Source organism: Flintibacter muris (assembly GCF_943192995.1).
Lineage (GTDB): Bacteria > Bacillota > Clostridia > Oscillospirales > Oscillospiraceae > Lawsonibacter > Lawsonibacter muris.
In genome coordinates this window covers 55,942-73,200 of sequence record NZ_CALPCP010000017.1, presented here as the reverse complement: position 1 = coordinate 73,200, position 17,259 = coordinate 55,942, and the positions used below count along the sequence as shown (strand labels likewise).

Sequence of the window (17,259 nt, the reverse complement as noted above, 5' to 3'; positions counted from 1 at the left end):
TCGGAATGGAGCTGTCAACCTTTACAAGTATATTATACCAAAGACAGCCCCAAATCACAAGGATGTGGGGGAACGCAGAAAGACAGCACCCGAAAAAGTGCTGCCTTTCAACCTTGCTCCACATCTGGTCACGGTGTCCAGAGGCCAGCAGGGATCAATCCATTTCGATCTATAATTGACAAATGCTTGCGCCGTATTTGCCACGCACCCCGGCACAGGGGAGCATCCCAGGCCGCCGGCGGCTCCGGCTGTCATAGCTCCGCAGGATTGCGAAGCTCCCCCGCAAGTCCATGGGAGGGCGTGAGCAAGTTTCATTGTCCCCCGCGCTGTCGTCGCGCCCGGCTTGCCAGGGCCGGGTCAAAGGCTTGCGTTAATCGCTCGACCCGCTTTTGTCACCTCCTCAAGCGGGCTGTCCTGGCGGCGCGCCTTTCGTCGCTCATCACACGGGTTTTGTGCCTGGAATACTGTATATTCAGTTGTCCTCAAAAAGCGTATAAGCCTCCTTGCCTATCAGGCGGTTTTTAGGCGATTTCGGATACCCCTCAATGAAAATTTTTCAAAAGTTCAGAGAGATTTTTCAGGCCCCGGCGGATACTGTCGCAAACGGCACTCCCCTCCACATTTTCGGCCCTGGCAATCTCGGACTTCTTCTTGCCCAAGATATAATGGGCATACACTCTCCGGGCCTGGATGGGCGGGAGCTGGTCAAGAGCGGCGTAGAGGACAGAACGGTTTTCCTCGTCCAGAATGATTTCCTCCGGGGTCAGGGGCGGGAACATCACATCCGGCTCAAAGCCGGGGTCAGCGTCCAGGGAGCACTCGTCATGGTCCCGCTTGCGCCGCTTGTAGCTGTCGCACATACGGCCTCCAATGGAGAGGGTCACAGCGATCTCCTCCGACACCTCCATGGTGATACACTCGGTCAGGTGGGGGTAGTAGTTATTCAATTTGATGGTCGTCATAAGTAACCTCCATTTCGATACGGGGCGGAAAGGGACAGATCGAAATGGAGGGGCGGGGAGCGGCAGCGGGCCTCTGGACACGGTGTCCAGAGGCTCCAGGGTATAAAAATATCCGCATGGCGCAAGGCCATACGGACGTACCGGGGCGACAGGATATTACAATTTTCGCAGTTGCGGCCAGGGCTCCCCTTTAGAGGAGGCGGGCTTTTTTTGACAGTTCAAAGGGGCGGGGAATATAAAAAGACACAGCTTAACCTCCTTTTTCCGCCGTGTCAGTCATAAGAAAACGGCGGTTTTGATCCGTTGTTTCAAAACCGCCATTATGTTGCTCAAAAAGTATTTGGGCGTAGAGGTATACCGCTCCCCAAAACAACGGTTTTTTTATTATGCCGTGTTTGGCTGGTTCGGCGGGAATGTTCTACTATTGGGTTGAGAGAATTTCATTCTCCCTTGTCCCGGCACTTACTTATCTGTTCAAAAGCCTCCAGGAGACGTTGATATGAGCCAGACATAGAATCGCTAATTTCCTTTCCTTTTCCATCTTTGTCTTGAGAATACGAAAAATCCTTACAATACTGAGCACAAGCCCGGAGGATCTTCGTAAAGTCGCCTTTCTCTTTCCCAAACGGCCACGCTTCCAGCCCAGGGTCCTCAGACGTTCCAATTGTTAATCCGGACGGCCCATTATAGGGAACCGCACCGCCAAAGCCGACACTAAAATCCTGAGAAGAAATAACACCAGAATTCCGCAATTCTTTCAGTAAGCTGCCGTACTCGTCGCGGGTCATGTTTTTGACATCATATTTCTTTGCCAAAGAAGCAGCCATTTCATCCGTCAATTTTGACGTTTCCGGCTTTACTTTGTATTCTCCATCACCCGAAATGTAAGTGTCTACACTCCGTCCATAGCGTGCGGCTGGATAATTTGACTTCATATTTTGTAGCCCCGTCATCGCCAAATTTATATTCTGAGAGCTTACTCTTTGAAAACCCGTAATCATAATTCCACCTCATTCTGTAATGGTTATAATCTCATGCTCGAACATCGAAAGTCGCAGTTTCCCCTTCGCAAGCCACTGGTTGTTTCTGCGCTGCATTCTTAATCTCCGCACGTGCAGCATCCCAAGCTTGCTTATAAACATCATTGGAATCCCCAAGAAACTGATTTTCAGCCTTGGTAGTTAAATTCATCCAACCACCGCCGCTGGTATTATATTGCGCAATTTCTTCCCCATCGGGCGAAAATACCGTAGCAACCTGGTTTTCGGGGGTACTATGAAGATTACCAGAACAGCCACCAGCCAGCCCGCTGAAAGATTTCACAATACGCTCTGGTCTTCCTTTGCCTTTGAACTGCGCTAACATCCTGTCGAGAAATTCCAAAGTGGGGTCTTCTCCTTTGTGCGCCTTCTCCGCCTTTTGCAGTTCCTGCGTCATCTGTGCAATCGGAGCAGAACGGTCAGGAGAAACATACTTGCTCATCTGTGCATGACAGAGGTCTATTGCCTCTTGGCTCATACCAACACCTTTTTGAGCATCTCGCCGCGCTAAATCCTGGAGTTTCTTAACAAAATCATCCGTCATTGCATTTTTAGACGCTTCAACCGCCTTTTTCTGGATGATAGGCGTATTCCCCCACCTGGCAGCTTCAAGAGGATTATTCATTCCACCAATTCGCATACCATACAATCTCCTTTCTATTCCATAAAATTCTTGAAATGGATAATTCACTCCTCGTCTTTTACAGAATAAGGCAACCAGTGGAACAAAAGGAAAAGACACTTTATGTCACACAGTTCCCCATGCAACACAAAATGCCTTTCAACGCTAAATAAGTGCCTACCATATAGGCAAAACAAAAGCGCATAGCTACGCTATGCTTGCTTGCTTGCTTGCTTGCTTGCTTGCTTGCTTAATGGTGGCACAAAACAACATATTTGTCAACCTCTTTTTCCACTGTTTACCCTGCTATTTTTCATATCGGCAGAATGTGGCAAAAATTAAGGGGTACGGAAGATAAAATGACGATTAGCCGTTGTAGCAATAGCTATTTTTGCACCATTCCAGGGGAGCGCACTCTTGGCAAGCAGGGCAAGTGTAGCCACACTTGCCATTTTTGCTCCGCAAAAATGCTTGTTGGGGTTGCACCCCAAACCCGTCGGAAGCCTCTGGACACGGTGTCCAGAGGCCTCCCTGTCTGCGGCCCGTCTAGGCCTTACGCGCTTACAGCGCAACCACTTCCGAAAGACTCTCCAGCAGTTCGGAAAGCGGCCCCCATAAGTCCGCATAATCTTTTTGCAGGGCCTTGATTTCATCCGGGTAAACCCCTCCGTTGATATTCGCTCGGACCGCGATTTGATTGAGGTTATTCGCACACCGCCTTTGCAGAGAAACAATGTCTTTGACGGGAGCGAGGTCAACGTGGAGCACATAGCCGTTGAGGGCCATTTTCCGCACATAGGCTGAAAGGTTGCGGATACCCACATCCGCCATGCGCTCCTGGATTTTTGCCCGTTCATCTGGAGACAGCCAAACATGGAGCAGCGTGTTCCGAACACGTTTCTTTCCCACAACCACAGTTGACGGACTTTGGAGGCTGCAAAACGTTGATTTTTTACCGTTCATAGATACCTCCCATAAATTCAAATTGTTGACAGTATCCCGATAAATCGGGCCTGGGGAATGATACTATACCAGCCCCTATGAAACCAAGGCCGGAAACCCTTGCGGGGCAGGGCGTTGAAATTGCCAATTGTCCACATATCAGCCGTGGAAAGATAGCGATTTGAAAAGAAGCGGTTCGACCCTATCCCCCCGCCCTTTCCCTATCCAGGGAAAGGGGGCGGCTCTGGAGGATATATCCCCCGTCGCGCCTTGGGAGGTAGCACAGCCGGGACAGCCAGTCAAGGGTGCGGAGCACCGCCGCGCAGCGGCGGCTTTGCCCTTGACAGGCAGCCCCGGCTGTGCTATGGGTGGCGCGGCGACGGGGGATAAATCCGGCAGAGACTCCGTGGACGGAACGGTGAAAACGGGCGGGGGCGCTTCTGGTCACGATGTCCAGAACACATACAAAAACACCGCTCCGATTTTGTTGGAAGCGGTGCTTTGTGTAAGGTTGACAGCCTATTATGTTATTAGTTTTCTGTTTCCCTTTGTCAAGAGAAGATACTTTTGAGGGAAAGAGCCTTGATATGCCGCCCGGAACCCTGCCAGCCCAGCCACCAGCACACAGCATTGAGAAAGAATAAATGAAAACTGAATACGACGCAGACGCGGCGTTTCTCTATCCCTATACGGGAGAACAGGACAATGTCATTAAATTAAGCGATTTAAGGGCCAGATACGGTGTATCTGGCCCTTAACGCAATCCGTCAAATTGTGTTGTGCTGTTTAGCTAATTATGAAAAAATCGTGAACAATGCCGCAGACCACTTGACAGCCTCAGTATCACATTATTAAAATGAAAGCATAATTATCGCCCAGACAAATTCGTAGTGCTGTATGCACACGCCAGGGACAAGAAGAAAACCATTTTTTAATTAACAAATAAGTGACGAATAGGAAAGGCGACGCCCTCACAGATGAGAGGGCGCGTCTTTCTTGCTTTTCTGGCGATAGTTTCAAAGACTATCGAAAAGAGGAAAGAACAATGGAAATGTTTGAAAATCGTCACATTTCAGACAGTCAAGCAGCGACATCTGAGGGAATGGCTGCGGACAATCCGCTGTCCCTCGCCGACCTGTACAAGCGTAATTTAGAGCGCGCTATGGCCTGCAATGTGGACATAGCCCACATTGCCCGCAGCCAGAAGCTGCCGCCTGAGAAACTCATCAAGTTCCTGATCGCCGCCGAGGGCGGGCCACTGGCAAAGGAGCTGCACCGCGCCGGGATTGACGCTACCCCTGCCGCCGTATCCCAGCGCCGCCGTCAAATTCCGCCCGCTGTATTCCGTAAGGTATTTTTGGACTTCACATCCTCCAGTGCATACGGTCAGCCCAATCGCGACTACAAAGGCTACCGTGTTCTGGCCTGTGACGGCACCGCAGTCAATATGGCCCGCGACCCTGGCGCGCCCAGCTTCGTTTGCAATAACAGCGCGCCGAGGGGGTACAATCAATTACATTTAAGCCCCCTGTTTGACATCTACGACCGCACCTACTTTGACGCAGTTATACAGCCCGCACCCAGGAAGGACGAACCGGGCGCACTGTTGGAAATGCTCAAGCGCAACGACTTCAACCGCAAGACCATTATTGTCCTCGACCGGGGCTATGAGAGCTACAACGTTATGGCCCACCTGATGAACACCTCAAATGTCTATTTCGTCCTTCGGGTGAAGCACAATCACTCCGCTATGCGGGAAATCGCCCGCCTGCCTATGTTGGAACTGGACTGCGATATTGCATTTACAATATCCACCACCCAGACTAACGAGGACAAGCGCAACCGGCACATCTACCTCCCCCAGCCGAAAAAGAGCAAACCCGGCTCCACCACCCGGCGCGCCCGGTGGGACTTCCCCAGCCCCTACACCATGCGGCTTCGTATCGTCCGGTTCCAACTGGACAATGGAAACTTTGAAACGCTGGCGACCTCACTTCCCCGGTCATTCACCGTTGACGATTTGAAAGAGATTTACCACCGGCGTTGGGGGATTGAAACCAGTTTCCGGGACCTGAAGTACAGCGCGGGGCTGGTGAACCTCCACGGCAAACGGGATGACTTTGTGGAGCAGGAAATCTACGCGGCTCTTACTGCCTTTAACTTCACCAGCCGCATTGTGCAGGAAACTGTTGTTCAGCAACCGACCGATGGCCTGTATGCCTATGCTGTAAACTTCAAAATGGCGGTCACTCTCTGTAAAGAATTTCTCAACAATCCAAACATGACCGGGAAAGAAGTCATGCAGAAAATCAGCCGCCACACCGTTCCAATCCGGCCAGGGCGGCAGGACGAGCGAAACCTTCGGGCGAAGGGTTTCGGCTGGTTCACATACCGCATTGCGGCCTAAAAAACGGGGGGCGGGGGCTTGTTCCTCCGCCCCCTCATTTCCGCATTTTTTTGAAAAAGTCCAAAATCGGCCCCGAAAGGGCCGGTTTTTCAAAAAAATGTGCAGTGATAATTTAACGGCAGAAAATCTGTGTTCAAGATTACCGCTCTTTCGAAAATCTCAACATGTCCCGGAAATGTAGCAGAAAACGGCTGGAGTGCTTCTTTTCCTGCATAAGTCACGCTTGCCCTAAAAGCACAACTTGTCCCCAAAATGTTGTAAAAATAATTTTTGCCGCCCCTGTTTTTTTGAGGGCAAACGCCTGCAAAACGGCCGTTAAGTTAAGGAAAAATCCAAATTTCAACATGTCCTGTTTATGATATAAAAATCAGCGGTTATTTTCAAAAACCGCAAGAATCCAAAAACACCACCGAAAAATCAACAAGTCCGGGGAATGTCGATAAAAAAGTAAGAAAGTCTGTTTTGCAGACTTTCTCCGAAAATATCCTTGCAATTTTTTCCGCGATAGGTTAGAATAGCCTTGGAGACACAAAAGCGGCAGGCCGCAAGGTGCTAGTAACACCCTGCGGCCCTGTACGAGTGAAGTAGGCACTCAGCACAGTAGTCTTGACTACACCACGGGACTATTATATCCAAACCGGCGCAAGTTTTCAAGGCCGGATTCGGAAATAGTGCGCGTTGCGTGATTTATCAGGGCGGGGCTGAGATTAAAAACTCGGTCCCGCTCTTTGTGTTTCCAACGAAAGCCCCGGGCGGGGGCACATTCCCCGCCCGCCCTTCGGGGCTTCGTTGGAAATTAAATTTGAGAGGAAGAAAAACAGATGAAGAAAAAATTATTATCCCTTGCGCTGGCTTTGGCGTTATGTCTTGGTCTGACAATACCAGCATTTGCCAAAGATTTAGAAGAAGCATCTGAACAGGATATTCTAAGCACATTCACTATCCACCGGAACAACTCTGTGGACGAGAAGGAGGAAACTTATCAGCTTTCTGTCTCGGCTCAAGTGCTCAATGCAATGGCTGAAGAGGAAACCCCAGGAGAAAAATTTTACAATGCTATCAGCAAGAGCGACAGCTGGACGATTACCAATACAGGTAATAAGGATTTAGCTGTGAGCGGAAATTCTGATTACGAAATCTGCGTTTATTTGAGTGTATACCATCGTAATGATGGCAAGTATGTCTGCGAGTACGGAAAAGATTGGTGGGGAAACAAAGGCCATTTTGTAGAAGGAATGTTGGAATCGGGTACTGATGGTTCAGAAATCGTTTCTCTAAAAGCCGGAGAATCCACCACAATTCCCGCTTCTGCCTTTGTTCTTGCGAATGACGTTGGAATTGGGTTTGGCCCTCTTTATGAGCTAGACATTAGCGTATTCTATCGCGGCAACTGCGATCCCAGTGAAGATAGCTACGAAGGTATGAAAAGTTATAGTTTTTATTTTTCGTTGGACGAGAATATGAAGGAACTGTTTGATACTATCCGTGCACCGAAAAATTCCTTCATTGATATAAAGGCGAGTGACTACTTCGCAGACGCAGTACAATGGGCGGTTGAACAGGACATCACCAGCGGCACCAGCAAAACCACGTTTTCCCCCAACGCAACTTGCAGCAAGGCGCAGATTTTAACGTTCCTATGGCGTGCTAACGGTTCGCCGGAGCCGACAGCGGCTACCCCCTTTACAGATGTTAAGACCGCCGATTATTTCTACAAAGCGGCACTGTGGGCCGCCGAAAAGGGTTTGGTGTCCGGTTCCACTTTTGGCGCAAATACCGACTGTACCCGCGCCATGACTGTGGAATATATGTGGAAAGCGGCTGGAAGCCCTGCGCCTGCTGGCAAAGCCGATTTTGATGACGTTCCTGCCAATGCAGACTATGCGCAAGCTGTGGCTTGGGCGGTAGAGAACGAAATCACCAGCGGAACAGGCGGCGGTAATTTCTCCCCCACCGCAACCTGTACCCGTGGGCAGATTGTTACGTTTCTGTATCGCGCTATGGGAAAATAAATCTGGGCGACTTTCGCCGTCTTGACAACATATAGGCGATAAAAAAACGCCCACCCCCTTTTGCTTCTTAAAAAGGGGGTGGGCGTTTTTTCAGGTACGGGAAATCCTTAATTTAATGACATTGGAGAACAGGAACGCCGCTTTTTTTATGCCCTCATGTTACGCAGTAGGGGCAAAAAGAGCCTTGCTACAAGCGGCTTTACGGGCGCGTTTTTAACAGGGACAGGGATTTATACCTAAACCCGGCAAAACGGCGTTCTATCGCGTAACAAATCCACAACCAAAGGAGTGATGAAGCTATGGCAGTTTTCCGAGTGGAGCGCAACAAGGGCTATACCGTTATGAGCAACCACCATTTACGCAACAAGGAACTGACCTTAAAGGCAAAGGGGCTTTTGTCGCATATGTGCGCTGACATGGCAGGACATTGACTTGAAGGAACAGTGCTTGACGGTGCGGCGCAGTATGCGTTACAACGGAGCGCGGCACAAGCTGGAGGTCGGAGTTACCAAGCGAAAGAAAATCCGCACCGTGGATTTCTGTAATGCTCTGGCAGAGATACTTCAACAGGCAAAACGGGATCAGGCTCGGAACAGTCTGAAATATGGGGCGCTCTATCGTCTGAATTACTGCAAGGAAGTCAAGGAAAAGAACCGCACCTATTACGAGGTCTACACGCTGCCCAGGACAGACACCGCGCCAGGGACGGACAAGCACTTATCCTTTGTATGCCTTCGGCCTGACGGCGCTATCGAAACTCAGAGTACAGTAAGTTTGATTTGCCGCAGGGCTAAGAAGAAGGTAGCTGGCCTGGAGAACTTCCATTTCCATATGCTGCGGCATACATTCACCAGCAATCTTCTTTCCTATGGTGCCGCTCCCAAGGATGTGCAGGAACTGTTGGGCCATGCGGATGTCAGCACAACGATGAACATTTACGCCCATGCCACGAGGGAGGCCAAACGTTCCAGCGCAAGGCTTTTGGACAAGGTGGTAGACAGACATTAAAAGATTTTCCCTTAATTTTTCTCGTAAGGGAAAAATTAAGAGAAAACGGCAAAGATGTAAGGCCAAAAAGCCTTGAAAACACTGTGTTTTCGGGGGTTGTTAGTCCTTGAGACTGACAAATCATAATTTATCGTCCTTTCTTTTGGCCCTCCGCACAGAGCAAGTATAACGCCAAAAGTCAAATATTACAATATGGGTATTTTTATAATTTGCCCGTTTGACCTATAATCTTATTTTGAGAGGGGGCGAGGGCGATTATGTTCGCAATCCGCTTGAAAAATCTGCGTCAGTCAAGGGAGTTGAATCAAGTTCAGCTTGCGGAGAAGCTGGAGGTTAAAAAGCAGAGCATCAGTAATTGGGAAAATGACAATATCATGCCGTCCATAGATATGCTGATAAGAATTGCGGATTTCTTCCACGTCAGCACCGACTATCTGCTGGGCCGGGAAGTGCAGGAGGCAAGCGCCCCGCAGATGTTGGATATAATCGGCCTAACTCCCCGTCAGATAGAACACATCCAATTCATTGTAGACGATCTGCGGCAAAATGAGCATTAAAAAAATATCCCATGCCAGTGGCACGGGATATTTTTTGTAGTCACCGCTCCGGCCTCTGCTGCTCCTGTTCCTCTGGCACTAAACCGGGGACTTTGTCTACATTCTGCTTCATGGTTCGGTAGTCGATCATATCCTGCCGCAACTCCTTATACTCCGCATACCGCTCCTGCTTCTCTGCCAGCAGAGCGGCGTACTCCTGGGAAAGCTGGGCAACCTCGGCCATGCGCGCCTCCAACTGTTTGATGCGGCGGGAGGTTTCATCAAACCTGGTTCCGGCCTGCTCTGCTCTTGAGGTCAATTCGTCATAGTCGGTCAGGCCGTTCTCAATCAAAAAGTTCAGCGTCTTAGCGGCTTCTTTCAGATTGAAAATCTTCGCCCACCGTTCATAGCCAGCGCCCTTTCCCGCTGCCATCTTCGCTTGAATGTCAATCAGGAGATTGATCTTTTGGCCTGTGCGCTGGACGGGCTTTTTCGCTGCCGCAGCGTACCCGCGCCGGGTGGCGCTACGCTCCCGCAGGGTTTCCTTGGTATAGTCGGCCCCCAAACGGCAGGAACGGGTGAAACGCTCCTGTCCGGGGGCACGGAAGGATAACTGTTTCCCCTCTTTGATTTCATAGCCTACGGCCCGCATCCTTGCAAGAAAATCATCATAGTCCCGGCAGTCAGGAATCATCCGGTCAATGGTCTGGCGCAACTGTTCCTTGAAGCTGATACCATACTTAATTGCCGCCGCCTCGCCCTCCGGCTTTGTCCGCTCCTTCGGATGTTCAATAACAGAGAGGCCATGCGCCCTACACAGATCATCATTGAGCCGCCGCAAGATAAGATATGAATTTAGGGGATTTACGAATTTGCCATCACAGTTTAGATTGGTGCTGTTAAACTCAATGTGCGTAGGGGGAGCATATCAATTAATGTGCCCGCCCTTTTTGTATTCTGATTTCCTCTAACGCAGGATAAAGCCGCCCTTTCCGCTGTGCTTCACCTGATACATGGCCTCGTCGGCGGCCAGGCTGAGGGCCTCGTAGGTCCGGCCCAGGGCGGGGGCGCTGGCTGCGCCCACGCTGACGGTAACTGGCCGCTCCACGCCCTCTACCCGCAGCTCCCGCACCCGCTCCAGCAGTTCCTGGCCCTTCTGCTCCGCTGTGGCCCGGCTGTCTGAGCCGGACAGGAAGGCTACAAATTCATCGCCCCCCACACGGGCCACAATATCGTCGGTGCGGAAGGTATCCCGCAGCACGCCGCCAATGGCCATCAGCAGCCGGTCCCCGGCGGCGTGGCCGTAGGTGTCGTTGACAAATTTAAAGTCGTCCAGGTCCATCATGAACAGGATGCCCCGGGAGATCTGCTCCAGCCGGGCGTTAATCAGCTTGACGCCCGCCCGGTTATAAACTCCGGTCAGCGGGTCCTGCTGGGCCTGATTGCGCAGCTCAATCTCACGGTTAATCTGGGCGCTGATATCCGTCATCGTGCCAATCAGCCGGACAGCCTTTCCCTCCGGGCTGAACACCGCCTTATACTGGCTGCGGTACCAGCTGTATTCCCCGCCCCGCTTTTTCATGCGCACCCGGTCGTGCTCCACCTGATCGGGCACCATGTTTCCGGCGTTTTGCAGCGCATGCTGTACACTTTCCATATCGTCCGGGTGGAAGATGGCCAGACCGCCATCCCTGCTGGTAACGTGGTCCAGCTTGGCCCGCTCCAGCTCCAGGGTGTCCAGGGCGTTGGAGGTAAACTCCATACTGTCGTTCTGGCAGTCGTACTCAAAAATCAGGGTATCTTTAAATTCAGACAGTGTGCTGTAGCGCAGCTTCTCCTTTGCCAGTCTGGCCCGCTGCCGCCAGATCAGGGCGGCCAGCACCGCGCACACCAGCAGGCTTACCAGAGTGACCACTGTCTGCACCATGGAGGAGTGCTCAATGCGCAGATCGGCGGACTGGGAGAACTGCACCACCCGCCAGCCGTTGCAGCCAATGGCGGCCCAGGCGGTGTAGCCCCGGCCCTCCTCCAGGTCGTAGCAGAAGGAGCCGGACTCCCCGGCCTCATAGGCTTTGATAAACTCCTCGGCGTCCCCCTGGGACAGTCCGTCCTCCATACCCAGCTCCGCAAGGGTCAGCCCTCTGGTCTCCGCCGCACTGCCATAGGCAACGCGGCCGTCCTCCTCGGCAATTACGGTATTAACCGAGAGGAACAGCGTGGAGTCGTGGCCCTGGCGGGACAGCAGATCGGCGCTCACTCTGGCCTCCACCGCCCCCACAATCCGGCCCTCCCGCTTCACAGGCTGAACCACCAGAAAATAGGACTCTGTCCACACCTGGGCGGGGATGATATCGCTGACCGCCTCCGAGCCGTCCAGCGCCTGGAGAAATACCCGCTGCTCCTCGCTTCCCGGCTCCAGACTGCCCATATCCTCCAGGGCCAGAAAACTCAGCGCTACCCGGCGCCCCCCCAGGCTCATGGCGGACAGAAGGGGAGTGACCCACTCCTTCTCCAGGGGCCGGCTGTCCCCCTCCAGCAGGCTGGTGGCGTCCTCCAGCAGAATCTGGGTGTCACTGATCAGCTCCAGGCCGCCCTTGCCCCTCATGGTGGTATGGGCTGACAGGCTCTCAATGAACACCTCATCCAGCCGCAGCTCCAAAGCCCGGCATCGGATGATCTGGCTTCCCACCGCTACGGCCAACAGGAGCACGCCGCATACAGTGAACAAAACGGCCAGCAGCGTAATATTTTTCTTTTTCTGCGCAGACATGCGCACTCCCCCCTTTTCACCTTAGAGGCACTTTTGTATTTTACCATTTAACGTGATAGATTGTAAACATCAGAAGTGAAAAATTCAGTTTTTGCCGGCAGCCGCAAGAGTGTCCCCAACCAGATAAATGTCCCCCGCGCCTACGGTGAGAATCAGGTCGCCGGGCCGGGCCATCTCTTCCAGATGAGCAGCTACGGCCTCCAAGCTTCCGGGGCAGACTGCGCCGGGAATCTGTTCGGCCAGCTTTTGGGAGGACATCCCCAAAGTGTCAGTCTCACGGGCGGCGTAGATATCCGCTAAAACCACCGCGTCGGCCAGTTTTAACGCCTCCACAAAGCTGTCAAAAAAGGCGGCGGTACGGGTATAGGTGTGGGGCTGGAAGGCACAGATTACCCGCTGGTAGCCCAGTCCCCCTGCCATGGTGAGCAGGGCCCGCAGCTCGTCGGGGTGGTGGGCGTAGTCGTCATAGATATCGGCCCCACAGCAGGTCCCCTTTTTCTCAAAGCGCCGGCCAGCCCCGGTGAAGGAGGCCAGCCCCTCCTCCACCGCCCTGCCCGGTACGCCCAGCACATGGGCGGCAGAGGCGGCGGCCAGGGCATTGGATATGTTGTGCATTCCGTGGACCTGGAGCTTTACGTGGGCGTAGCGCTCGCCGTGGACCAGAATGTCAAACTCGGGGCCGTCTTTCTCCTCCCGGAGGTTGGCAGCGGTACAGTCCGCCCCCTCCTCCAGGCCGAAGGCAAAGACATCCAGGCCGCTGACGGCGGACAGGGCCCCAGCGTTGTCATGATTGACCACCACACTGCCATTGGAGGGGACCAGCTCCGCAAACCGGCGGAAGGAGCTTTTAATGTCGTCCAAGTCCTTGAAAAAGTCCAGATGGTCCTCCTCCACGTTGAGGATTACCGCCATCGTGGGGGCAAAGGACAAAAAGGAGTTGCAGTACTCGCAGGCCTCGGCGATAATGGTGTCCCCGTGTCCCACCCGGTGGCCGCAGCCCAGAATAGGCAGATTTCCCCCAATCATTACCGAGGGGTCCCGCCCCGCGGCCAGAAAGATGTGGGTACACATGGACGTGGTTGTGGTCTTGCCATGGGTGCCCGCCACGCACAGGGCGTTTTTATAGTGGCGCATGATGGCTCCCCAGGCCTGGGCCCGCTCAAAGACGGGAATTCCAGCGGCCAGGGCGGCGGCAATCTCCGGGTTGTCATCATGGACGGCGGCGGTGCGGATCACACACCCCGCCCCCTTTACGCTCTCAGCCAGGTGACCAATGGTCACCGGAATGCCCAAAGAGCGCAGGTGGGTTACCGTATCGCTCTGCCTCATGTCAGAGCCGGTGATCTCCACCCCCTTGCCCTTCAGCACCTCGGCCAGGGGGGCCATGGACACCCCGCCCACGCCCACCAGATGGGCATGGGCCCCCGGCTTGATGAAGTCTTCAATGTTTCGCTGCATTGGACAGCACCTCTTTTCACGGTCTATCTCTCTATTCTATCCAATTTTTGGGGAATTGGTACAGATTTTCAGCCTTCCTCTGCAGGGGGAGAGCTTTGGTCCCGCTTTCCCACCGCCAGATCGTAGAGCTGATTCCGGGACAGGCCCAGCTCCTTAGCCGCCTGCTTTACCGCGTCCCGGAGGGACAGCCCCTCACCCCGCAGCCGGTCCACCATGCGCAGGCCGTCCTCCAGGGTGGCCTCCTGCTCCTGAAGGGGCTCCGCCCCCTGGACCACCAGCACAAACTCCCCCTTGGGGGTGTTCTCCTGATACCAGGCGGCGGCCTCACCCAGGGTTGTGCGGCGGATCTCCTCGTGGAGCTTGGTCAGTTCCCGACACAGGGTGAGGGGCCGGTGGAGGCCAAAGGTCCCGGCCAGGTCCTGGAGGGTGGCGGCCAGCTTGTGGGGGGCCTCGTAGAAAACCATGGTCCGCTCCTCCCTCCGGAGGGAATCCAGATGGGCCCTGCGGTTTTTCTTGTTCATGGCCAGAAAGCCCTCAAAGGTAAACCGTCCGGTGGGCTGGCCGGAGGCAGCCAGGGCGGTAACCAGGGCGCAGGGGCCTGGGATGGCGCACACCGGGATACCCAGGGCGGCGCACCGGGTTACCAGCTCCTCGCCCGGGTCGGAGATGGCGGGGGTGCCCGCGTCGGTAACCAGGGCACAGCTCTCCCCGGCGGCCAGACGGTCAATCACAGCCTGGCCTCCCGTTTCGGTATTGTGGCGGTGGTAGGTGACCATGGGCTTTTTCAGACCCAGATGGTTGAGCAGCTTTACCGTCACCCGGGTGTCCTCAGCGGCGATAAAGTCCGCCTGGGCCAGGGTTTCCGCCATCCGTTTGGAGATATCCCCCAAATTCCCGATAGGGGTGGGGACCAAGTACAGAGTTCCGGCCAGCGGGGCTCACCTCTCTCCCGAAATTTTTCGCTCATCTATTATATCATATTCCCGCAGAATATGGTATCCTTTTCTTAACGATTTCTTAAACTGTCTGGATTTGGGAACAGGTGGTGTTTTTATGAGGAAAACCGAAGCTTTGGGCCCCTATACCCTGTCCTGGGAGGAGGGCGTCTTCCCTCTGGGGGGTGACGCTTTGGCTCTGGGGGCCTTTGCCAGCATCAAGCCGGGCTGGCGGGTGTGCGATTTGGGGACGGGCAGCGGAGCGCTGCTCCTGCTGCTGGCCCGGCGGGTGGAGGGCCTGTCCCTGACCGGGATCGACATTGACCCCCGGTCCGCCCAAACTGCCCGGGAAAATCTGGCGGCCAACCGTCTGGAGGGACAGATCCTCACCGGCGACCTGCGTGCCGCCCCTCTGCCCGCCGGGGGCTTTGACCTGGCAGTGTCCAACCCGCCCTACTTCCCTGTGGGCAGCGGAACAAGCGGCGGGCCCGCCCGCAGCGAAGAGAGCTGCACTCTGGAGGAGCTGTGCGCCGCCGCCGGGCGGCTGGTGAAAAACGGGGGCCGCTTCGCCCTGTGCCACCGGCCGGAGCGGCTGGTGGATGTAGTATGTTCCCTTCGGGGCCACGGTCTGGAGCCCAAACGGCTCAAGCTGGTCTCTCACGGGCCGGGGCATCCCCCCTCCCTTCTGCTGGTGGAGGCGGTGAAGCAGGGGAAACGGGGGCTGTCTATCGAAACCGACGTCAACATGTGATATAATGGCATGAGTAGTATAAAAATTTATGGTGTGATCGATGTCTCCATCGATCCGGTCCGCAGTACGCTCCTTCATGCGGCGCTGTTTGCCCTTGTGCTGCTGATCGGGAGGCTGTGGCTTTTCCGCTCCATGACAAAGGCGGAGATCGCCGTCTCTGCCGCCATCTCCGCTGTCTTCTACCTGGCCGTCACCATTGCGGAGCTGACTGCTCCAAACTGCTTTTTTAACTTTTCTCCCTCTCTCAGCGTCGCGCTGATGGAGCTTCAGCATTGGCGCTCAAACCTCAGCTCTCTCCTGTGGAAGCTAACAGATCAAATTGAGATTTCCGCTGTGGTATCCTGCTTCGCCCCCTTCCTCTTCGTCCCCTTCGGTAGAAAAGCTGTTGAACAGTTTTCTGCCAAATCATAGAGACAGATGCGGTGTCAAAAAACCTCCCTCAAAGAGGGAGGAGTAGGGGCGGCAAATCTGATGATTGCTATATAAGGAGCGGCAAGGCCAACGCCTCGCCGCTCCTGTTTCATTACCGCTGATATTCAAATTCCAGGTCGTACAGGGAAACGATGTCCCCGTCCTTGATGCCCATAGCCTCCAGCTTGTCGAACAGTCCCGACTGGCGCAGCTTCTGGTCGAACCAGTTCCGGGATTCGTAGTCACCAAAGTTGACGTTGGCGATAAGCCGCTGGAGCCAGGGAGCGTCGATCACCCAAGTGCCGTCGAACTCCTGGATGTCCACCTCCCCGCCGGTGTCCACCTCGGGGGGGCGCTCCACATAGGTGGGCTCGTACACCGCCACGGGGGGCAGCTGGGCCAGCTGGGCGGCAGCCTTCCGGGCCAGCTCCCGGGTGCCCTGGTGGGCGGCGGCGGAAATCTCAAGCAGCTCCAGCCCCAGGCCCTGCACGTGGGCCCGCAGCTTGTCCAGCAGGGTTGGGTCCTGCATAATGTCCACCTTGTTGGCGGCCACAATCATCTTCCGGGAGGCCAGCTCAGGGGAGTACTGGGCCAGCTCGGCGTTGATGGCCTCAAAATCGGCCACCGGGTCCCGCCCCTCGGAGCCGGACACATCCACCACATGGATGAGCAGCCGGCACCGGTCAATGTGCCGCAGGAAGTCGTGGCCCAGGCCGGCCCCCTCCGCCGCCCCCTCGATAATGCCGGGGATGTCCGCCATGACGAAGGACACCCCTTCGTCCACATAGACCACCCCCAGGTTGGGGAAGAGGGTGGTAAAGTGGTAATTGGCAATTTTAGGCTGGGCCCGGCTGACTACACTGAGCAGGGTGGACTTGCCCACATTGGGAAAGCCCACCAAACCCACATCGGCCAGCAGCTTCAGCTCCAGCACCACCTCCCGGCTCTGTCCGGGCAGCCCCGCCTTGGCAAACCGGGGCACCTGACGGGTGGGGGTGGCGAAATGCTGGTTGCCCCAGCCTCCCCGGCCCCCCCGGCACAGTACAAAGCGGTCGGTCTGGGACATGTCCTGAATAATCTCCTGAGTTTCAGCGTCCCGGATGACGGTACCCCGGGGCACCCGGATAACCAGGTCCTCTCCGTCCCGGCCGGTACACTTCTTGCCCGCGCCGTCGGCGCCGCTGCCCGCCACATATTTGCGCTTGTAGCGGAAGTCCATCAGGGTGGACAGGTGGTCGTTGATCTCCACCACAATGTCGCCGCCCCGCCCGCCGTCGCCGCCGTCGGGGCCGCCGTTGGCCACGTACTTCTCCCGGTGGAAGGACACCACACCGTTCCCCCCGTTCCCGGAGCGGACGGTGATCTTTGCGGTATCTACAAAAGGCGCTGCCATTGGGGGCGCCTC

The 17,259-nt window shown here is 54.8% G+C and carries 15 protein-coding genes and 1 pseudogene; 7 read left to right on the top strand and 9 right to left on the bottom strand.

Going from position 1 to position 17,259, the window contains the following annotated elements; all coding sequences use genetic code 11:
* Positions 1 to 542: 542 nt before the first annotated feature.
* The 4 genes from NFS22_RS13695 to NFS22_RS13680 all read right to left on the bottom strand — a co-directional run bounded on the left by NFS22_RS13695 (position 543) and on the right by NFS22_RS13680 (position 3,533).
* A complete protein-coding gene (locus NFS22_RS13695) occupies positions 543 to 962 on the bottom strand; it encodes an RNA polymerase sigma factor (RefSeq protein ID WP_251318312.1) in 420 nt (139 codons plus the stop codon).
* 440 nt (positions 963 to 1,402) lie between these two features.
* On the bottom strand, positions 1,403 to 1,963 hold the full coding sequence (locus tag NFS22_RS13690; RefSeq protein WP_251318311.1) for a hypothetical protein: 561 nt from the start codon (positions 1,961 to 1,963) through the stop codon (positions 1,403 to 1,405).
* Positions 1,964 to 1,994: 31 nt separating this feature from the next.
* Positions 1,995 to 2,642, bottom strand: a complete 648-nt coding sequence (locus NFS22_RS13685; protein WP_251318310.1) for a hypothetical protein — start codon at positions 2,640 to 2,642, stop codon at positions 1,995 to 1,997.
* Between the two features lie 543 nt (positions 2,643 to 3,185).
* Positions 3,186 to 3,533: a plasmid mobilization protein gene (locus tag NFS22_RS13680; RefSeq protein WP_251318316.1), complete on the bottom strand. Its 348-nt coding sequence runs from the start codon at positions 3,531 to 3,533 to the stop codon at positions 3,186 to 3,188.
* Between the two features lie 1,078 nt (positions 3,534 to 4,611).
* Between NFS22_RS13680 and NFS22_RS13675 the strand changes: the two genes are divergently transcribed.
* From NFS22_RS13675 to NFS22_RS13655, 5 genes and pseudogenes are all read left to right on the top strand, one after another.
* Complete coding sequence (locus NFS22_RS13675; protein ID WP_251318309.1) at positions 4,612 to 5,973, top strand: IS4 family transposase; 1,362 nt, start codon at positions 4,612 to 4,614, stop codon at positions 5,971 to 5,973.
* A gap of 821 nt (positions 5,974 to 6,794) precedes the next feature.
* Positions 6,795 to 7,985: an S-layer homology domain-containing protein gene (locus tag NFS22_RS13670; RefSeq protein ID WP_251318308.1), complete on the top strand. Its 1,191-nt coding sequence runs from the start codon at positions 6,795 to 6,797 to the stop codon at positions 7,983 to 7,985.
* 272 nt (positions 7,986 to 8,257) lie between these two features.
* Positions 8,258 to 8,392, top strand: a pseudogene (locus NFS22_RS13665) (helix-turn-helix domain-containing protein); the annotation flags it as partial.
* A gap of 25 nt (positions 8,393 to 8,417) precedes the next feature.
* Positions 8,418 to 8,993 carry a tyrosine-type recombinase/integrase gene (locus NFS22_RS13660; protein WP_478293065.1) on the top strand — a complete coding sequence of 192 codons (576 nt, stop codon included), beginning with the start codon at positions 8,418 to 8,420 and terminating at the stop codon, positions 8,991 to 8,993.
* A 257-nt stretch (positions 8,994 to 9,250) separates the two neighbouring features.
* Positions 9,251 to 9,550: a helix-turn-helix domain-containing protein gene (locus NFS22_RS13655; protein ID WP_251318307.1), complete on the top strand. Its 300-nt coding sequence runs from the start codon at positions 9,251 to 9,253 to the stop codon at positions 9,548 to 9,550.
* Between the two features lie 40 nt (positions 9,551 to 9,590).
* Here the strand turns inward: NFS22_RS13655 and NFS22_RS13650 are convergent, their stop codons facing one another.
* The 4 genes from NFS22_RS13650 to rsmI form a co-directional block, all read right to left on the bottom strand.
* Entirely contained in the window at positions 9,591 to 10,370 is a 780-nt protein-coding gene (locus tag NFS22_RS13650) for a relaxase family protein (protein WP_420908866.1), read from the bottom strand.
* Between the two features lie 126 nt (positions 10,371 to 10,496).
* Positions 10,497 to 12,299 carry a sensor domain-containing diguanylate cyclase gene (locus NFS22_RS13645; RefSeq protein WP_251318306.1) on the bottom strand — a complete coding sequence of 601 codons (1,803 nt, stop codon included), beginning with the start codon at positions 12,297 to 12,299 and terminating at the stop codon, positions 10,497 to 10,499.
* An 84-nt stretch (positions 12,300 to 12,383) separates the two neighbouring features.
* Entirely contained in the window at positions 12,384 to 13,757 is a 1,374-nt protein-coding gene (murC, locus tag NFS22_RS13640; protein WP_251318305.1) for a UDP-N-acetylmuramate--L-alanine ligase, read from the bottom strand.
* 68 nt (positions 13,758 to 13,825) lie between these two features.
* Entirely contained in the window at positions 13,826 to 14,689 is an 864-nt protein-coding gene (rsmI, locus tag NFS22_RS13635; RefSeq protein ID WP_251318314.1) for a 16S rRNA (cytidine(1402)-2'-O)-methyltransferase, read from the bottom strand.
* A gap of 121 nt (positions 14,690 to 14,810) precedes the next feature.
* Between rsmI and NFS22_RS13630 the strand changes: the two genes are divergently transcribed.
* Both NFS22_RS13630 and NFS22_RS13625 read left to right on the top strand, forming a co-directional pair.
* The gene (locus tag NFS22_RS13630; RefSeq protein ID WP_251318304.1) at positions 14,811 to 15,443 is read left to right on the top strand and encodes a tRNA1(Val) (adenine(37)-N6)-methyltransferase; all 633 of its coding nucleotides are present in this window, start codon (positions 14,811 to 14,813) and stop codon (positions 15,441 to 15,443) included.
* A gap of 9 nt (positions 15,444 to 15,452) precedes the next feature.
* A complete protein-coding gene (locus NFS22_RS13625; RefSeq protein ID WP_251318303.1) occupies positions 15,453 to 15,854 on the top strand; it encodes a hypothetical protein in 402 nt (133 codons plus the stop codon).
* 112 nt (positions 15,855 to 15,966) lie between these two features.
* Here the strand turns inward: NFS22_RS13625 and obgE are convergent, their stop codons facing one another.
* Positions 15,967 to 17,247: a GTPase ObgE gene (obgE, locus tag NFS22_RS13620; protein WP_251318302.1), complete on the bottom strand. Its 1,281-nt coding sequence runs from the start codon at positions 17,245 to 17,247 to the stop codon at positions 15,967 to 15,969.
* Between the last annotated feature and the right edge of the window lie 12 nt (positions 17,248 to 17,259).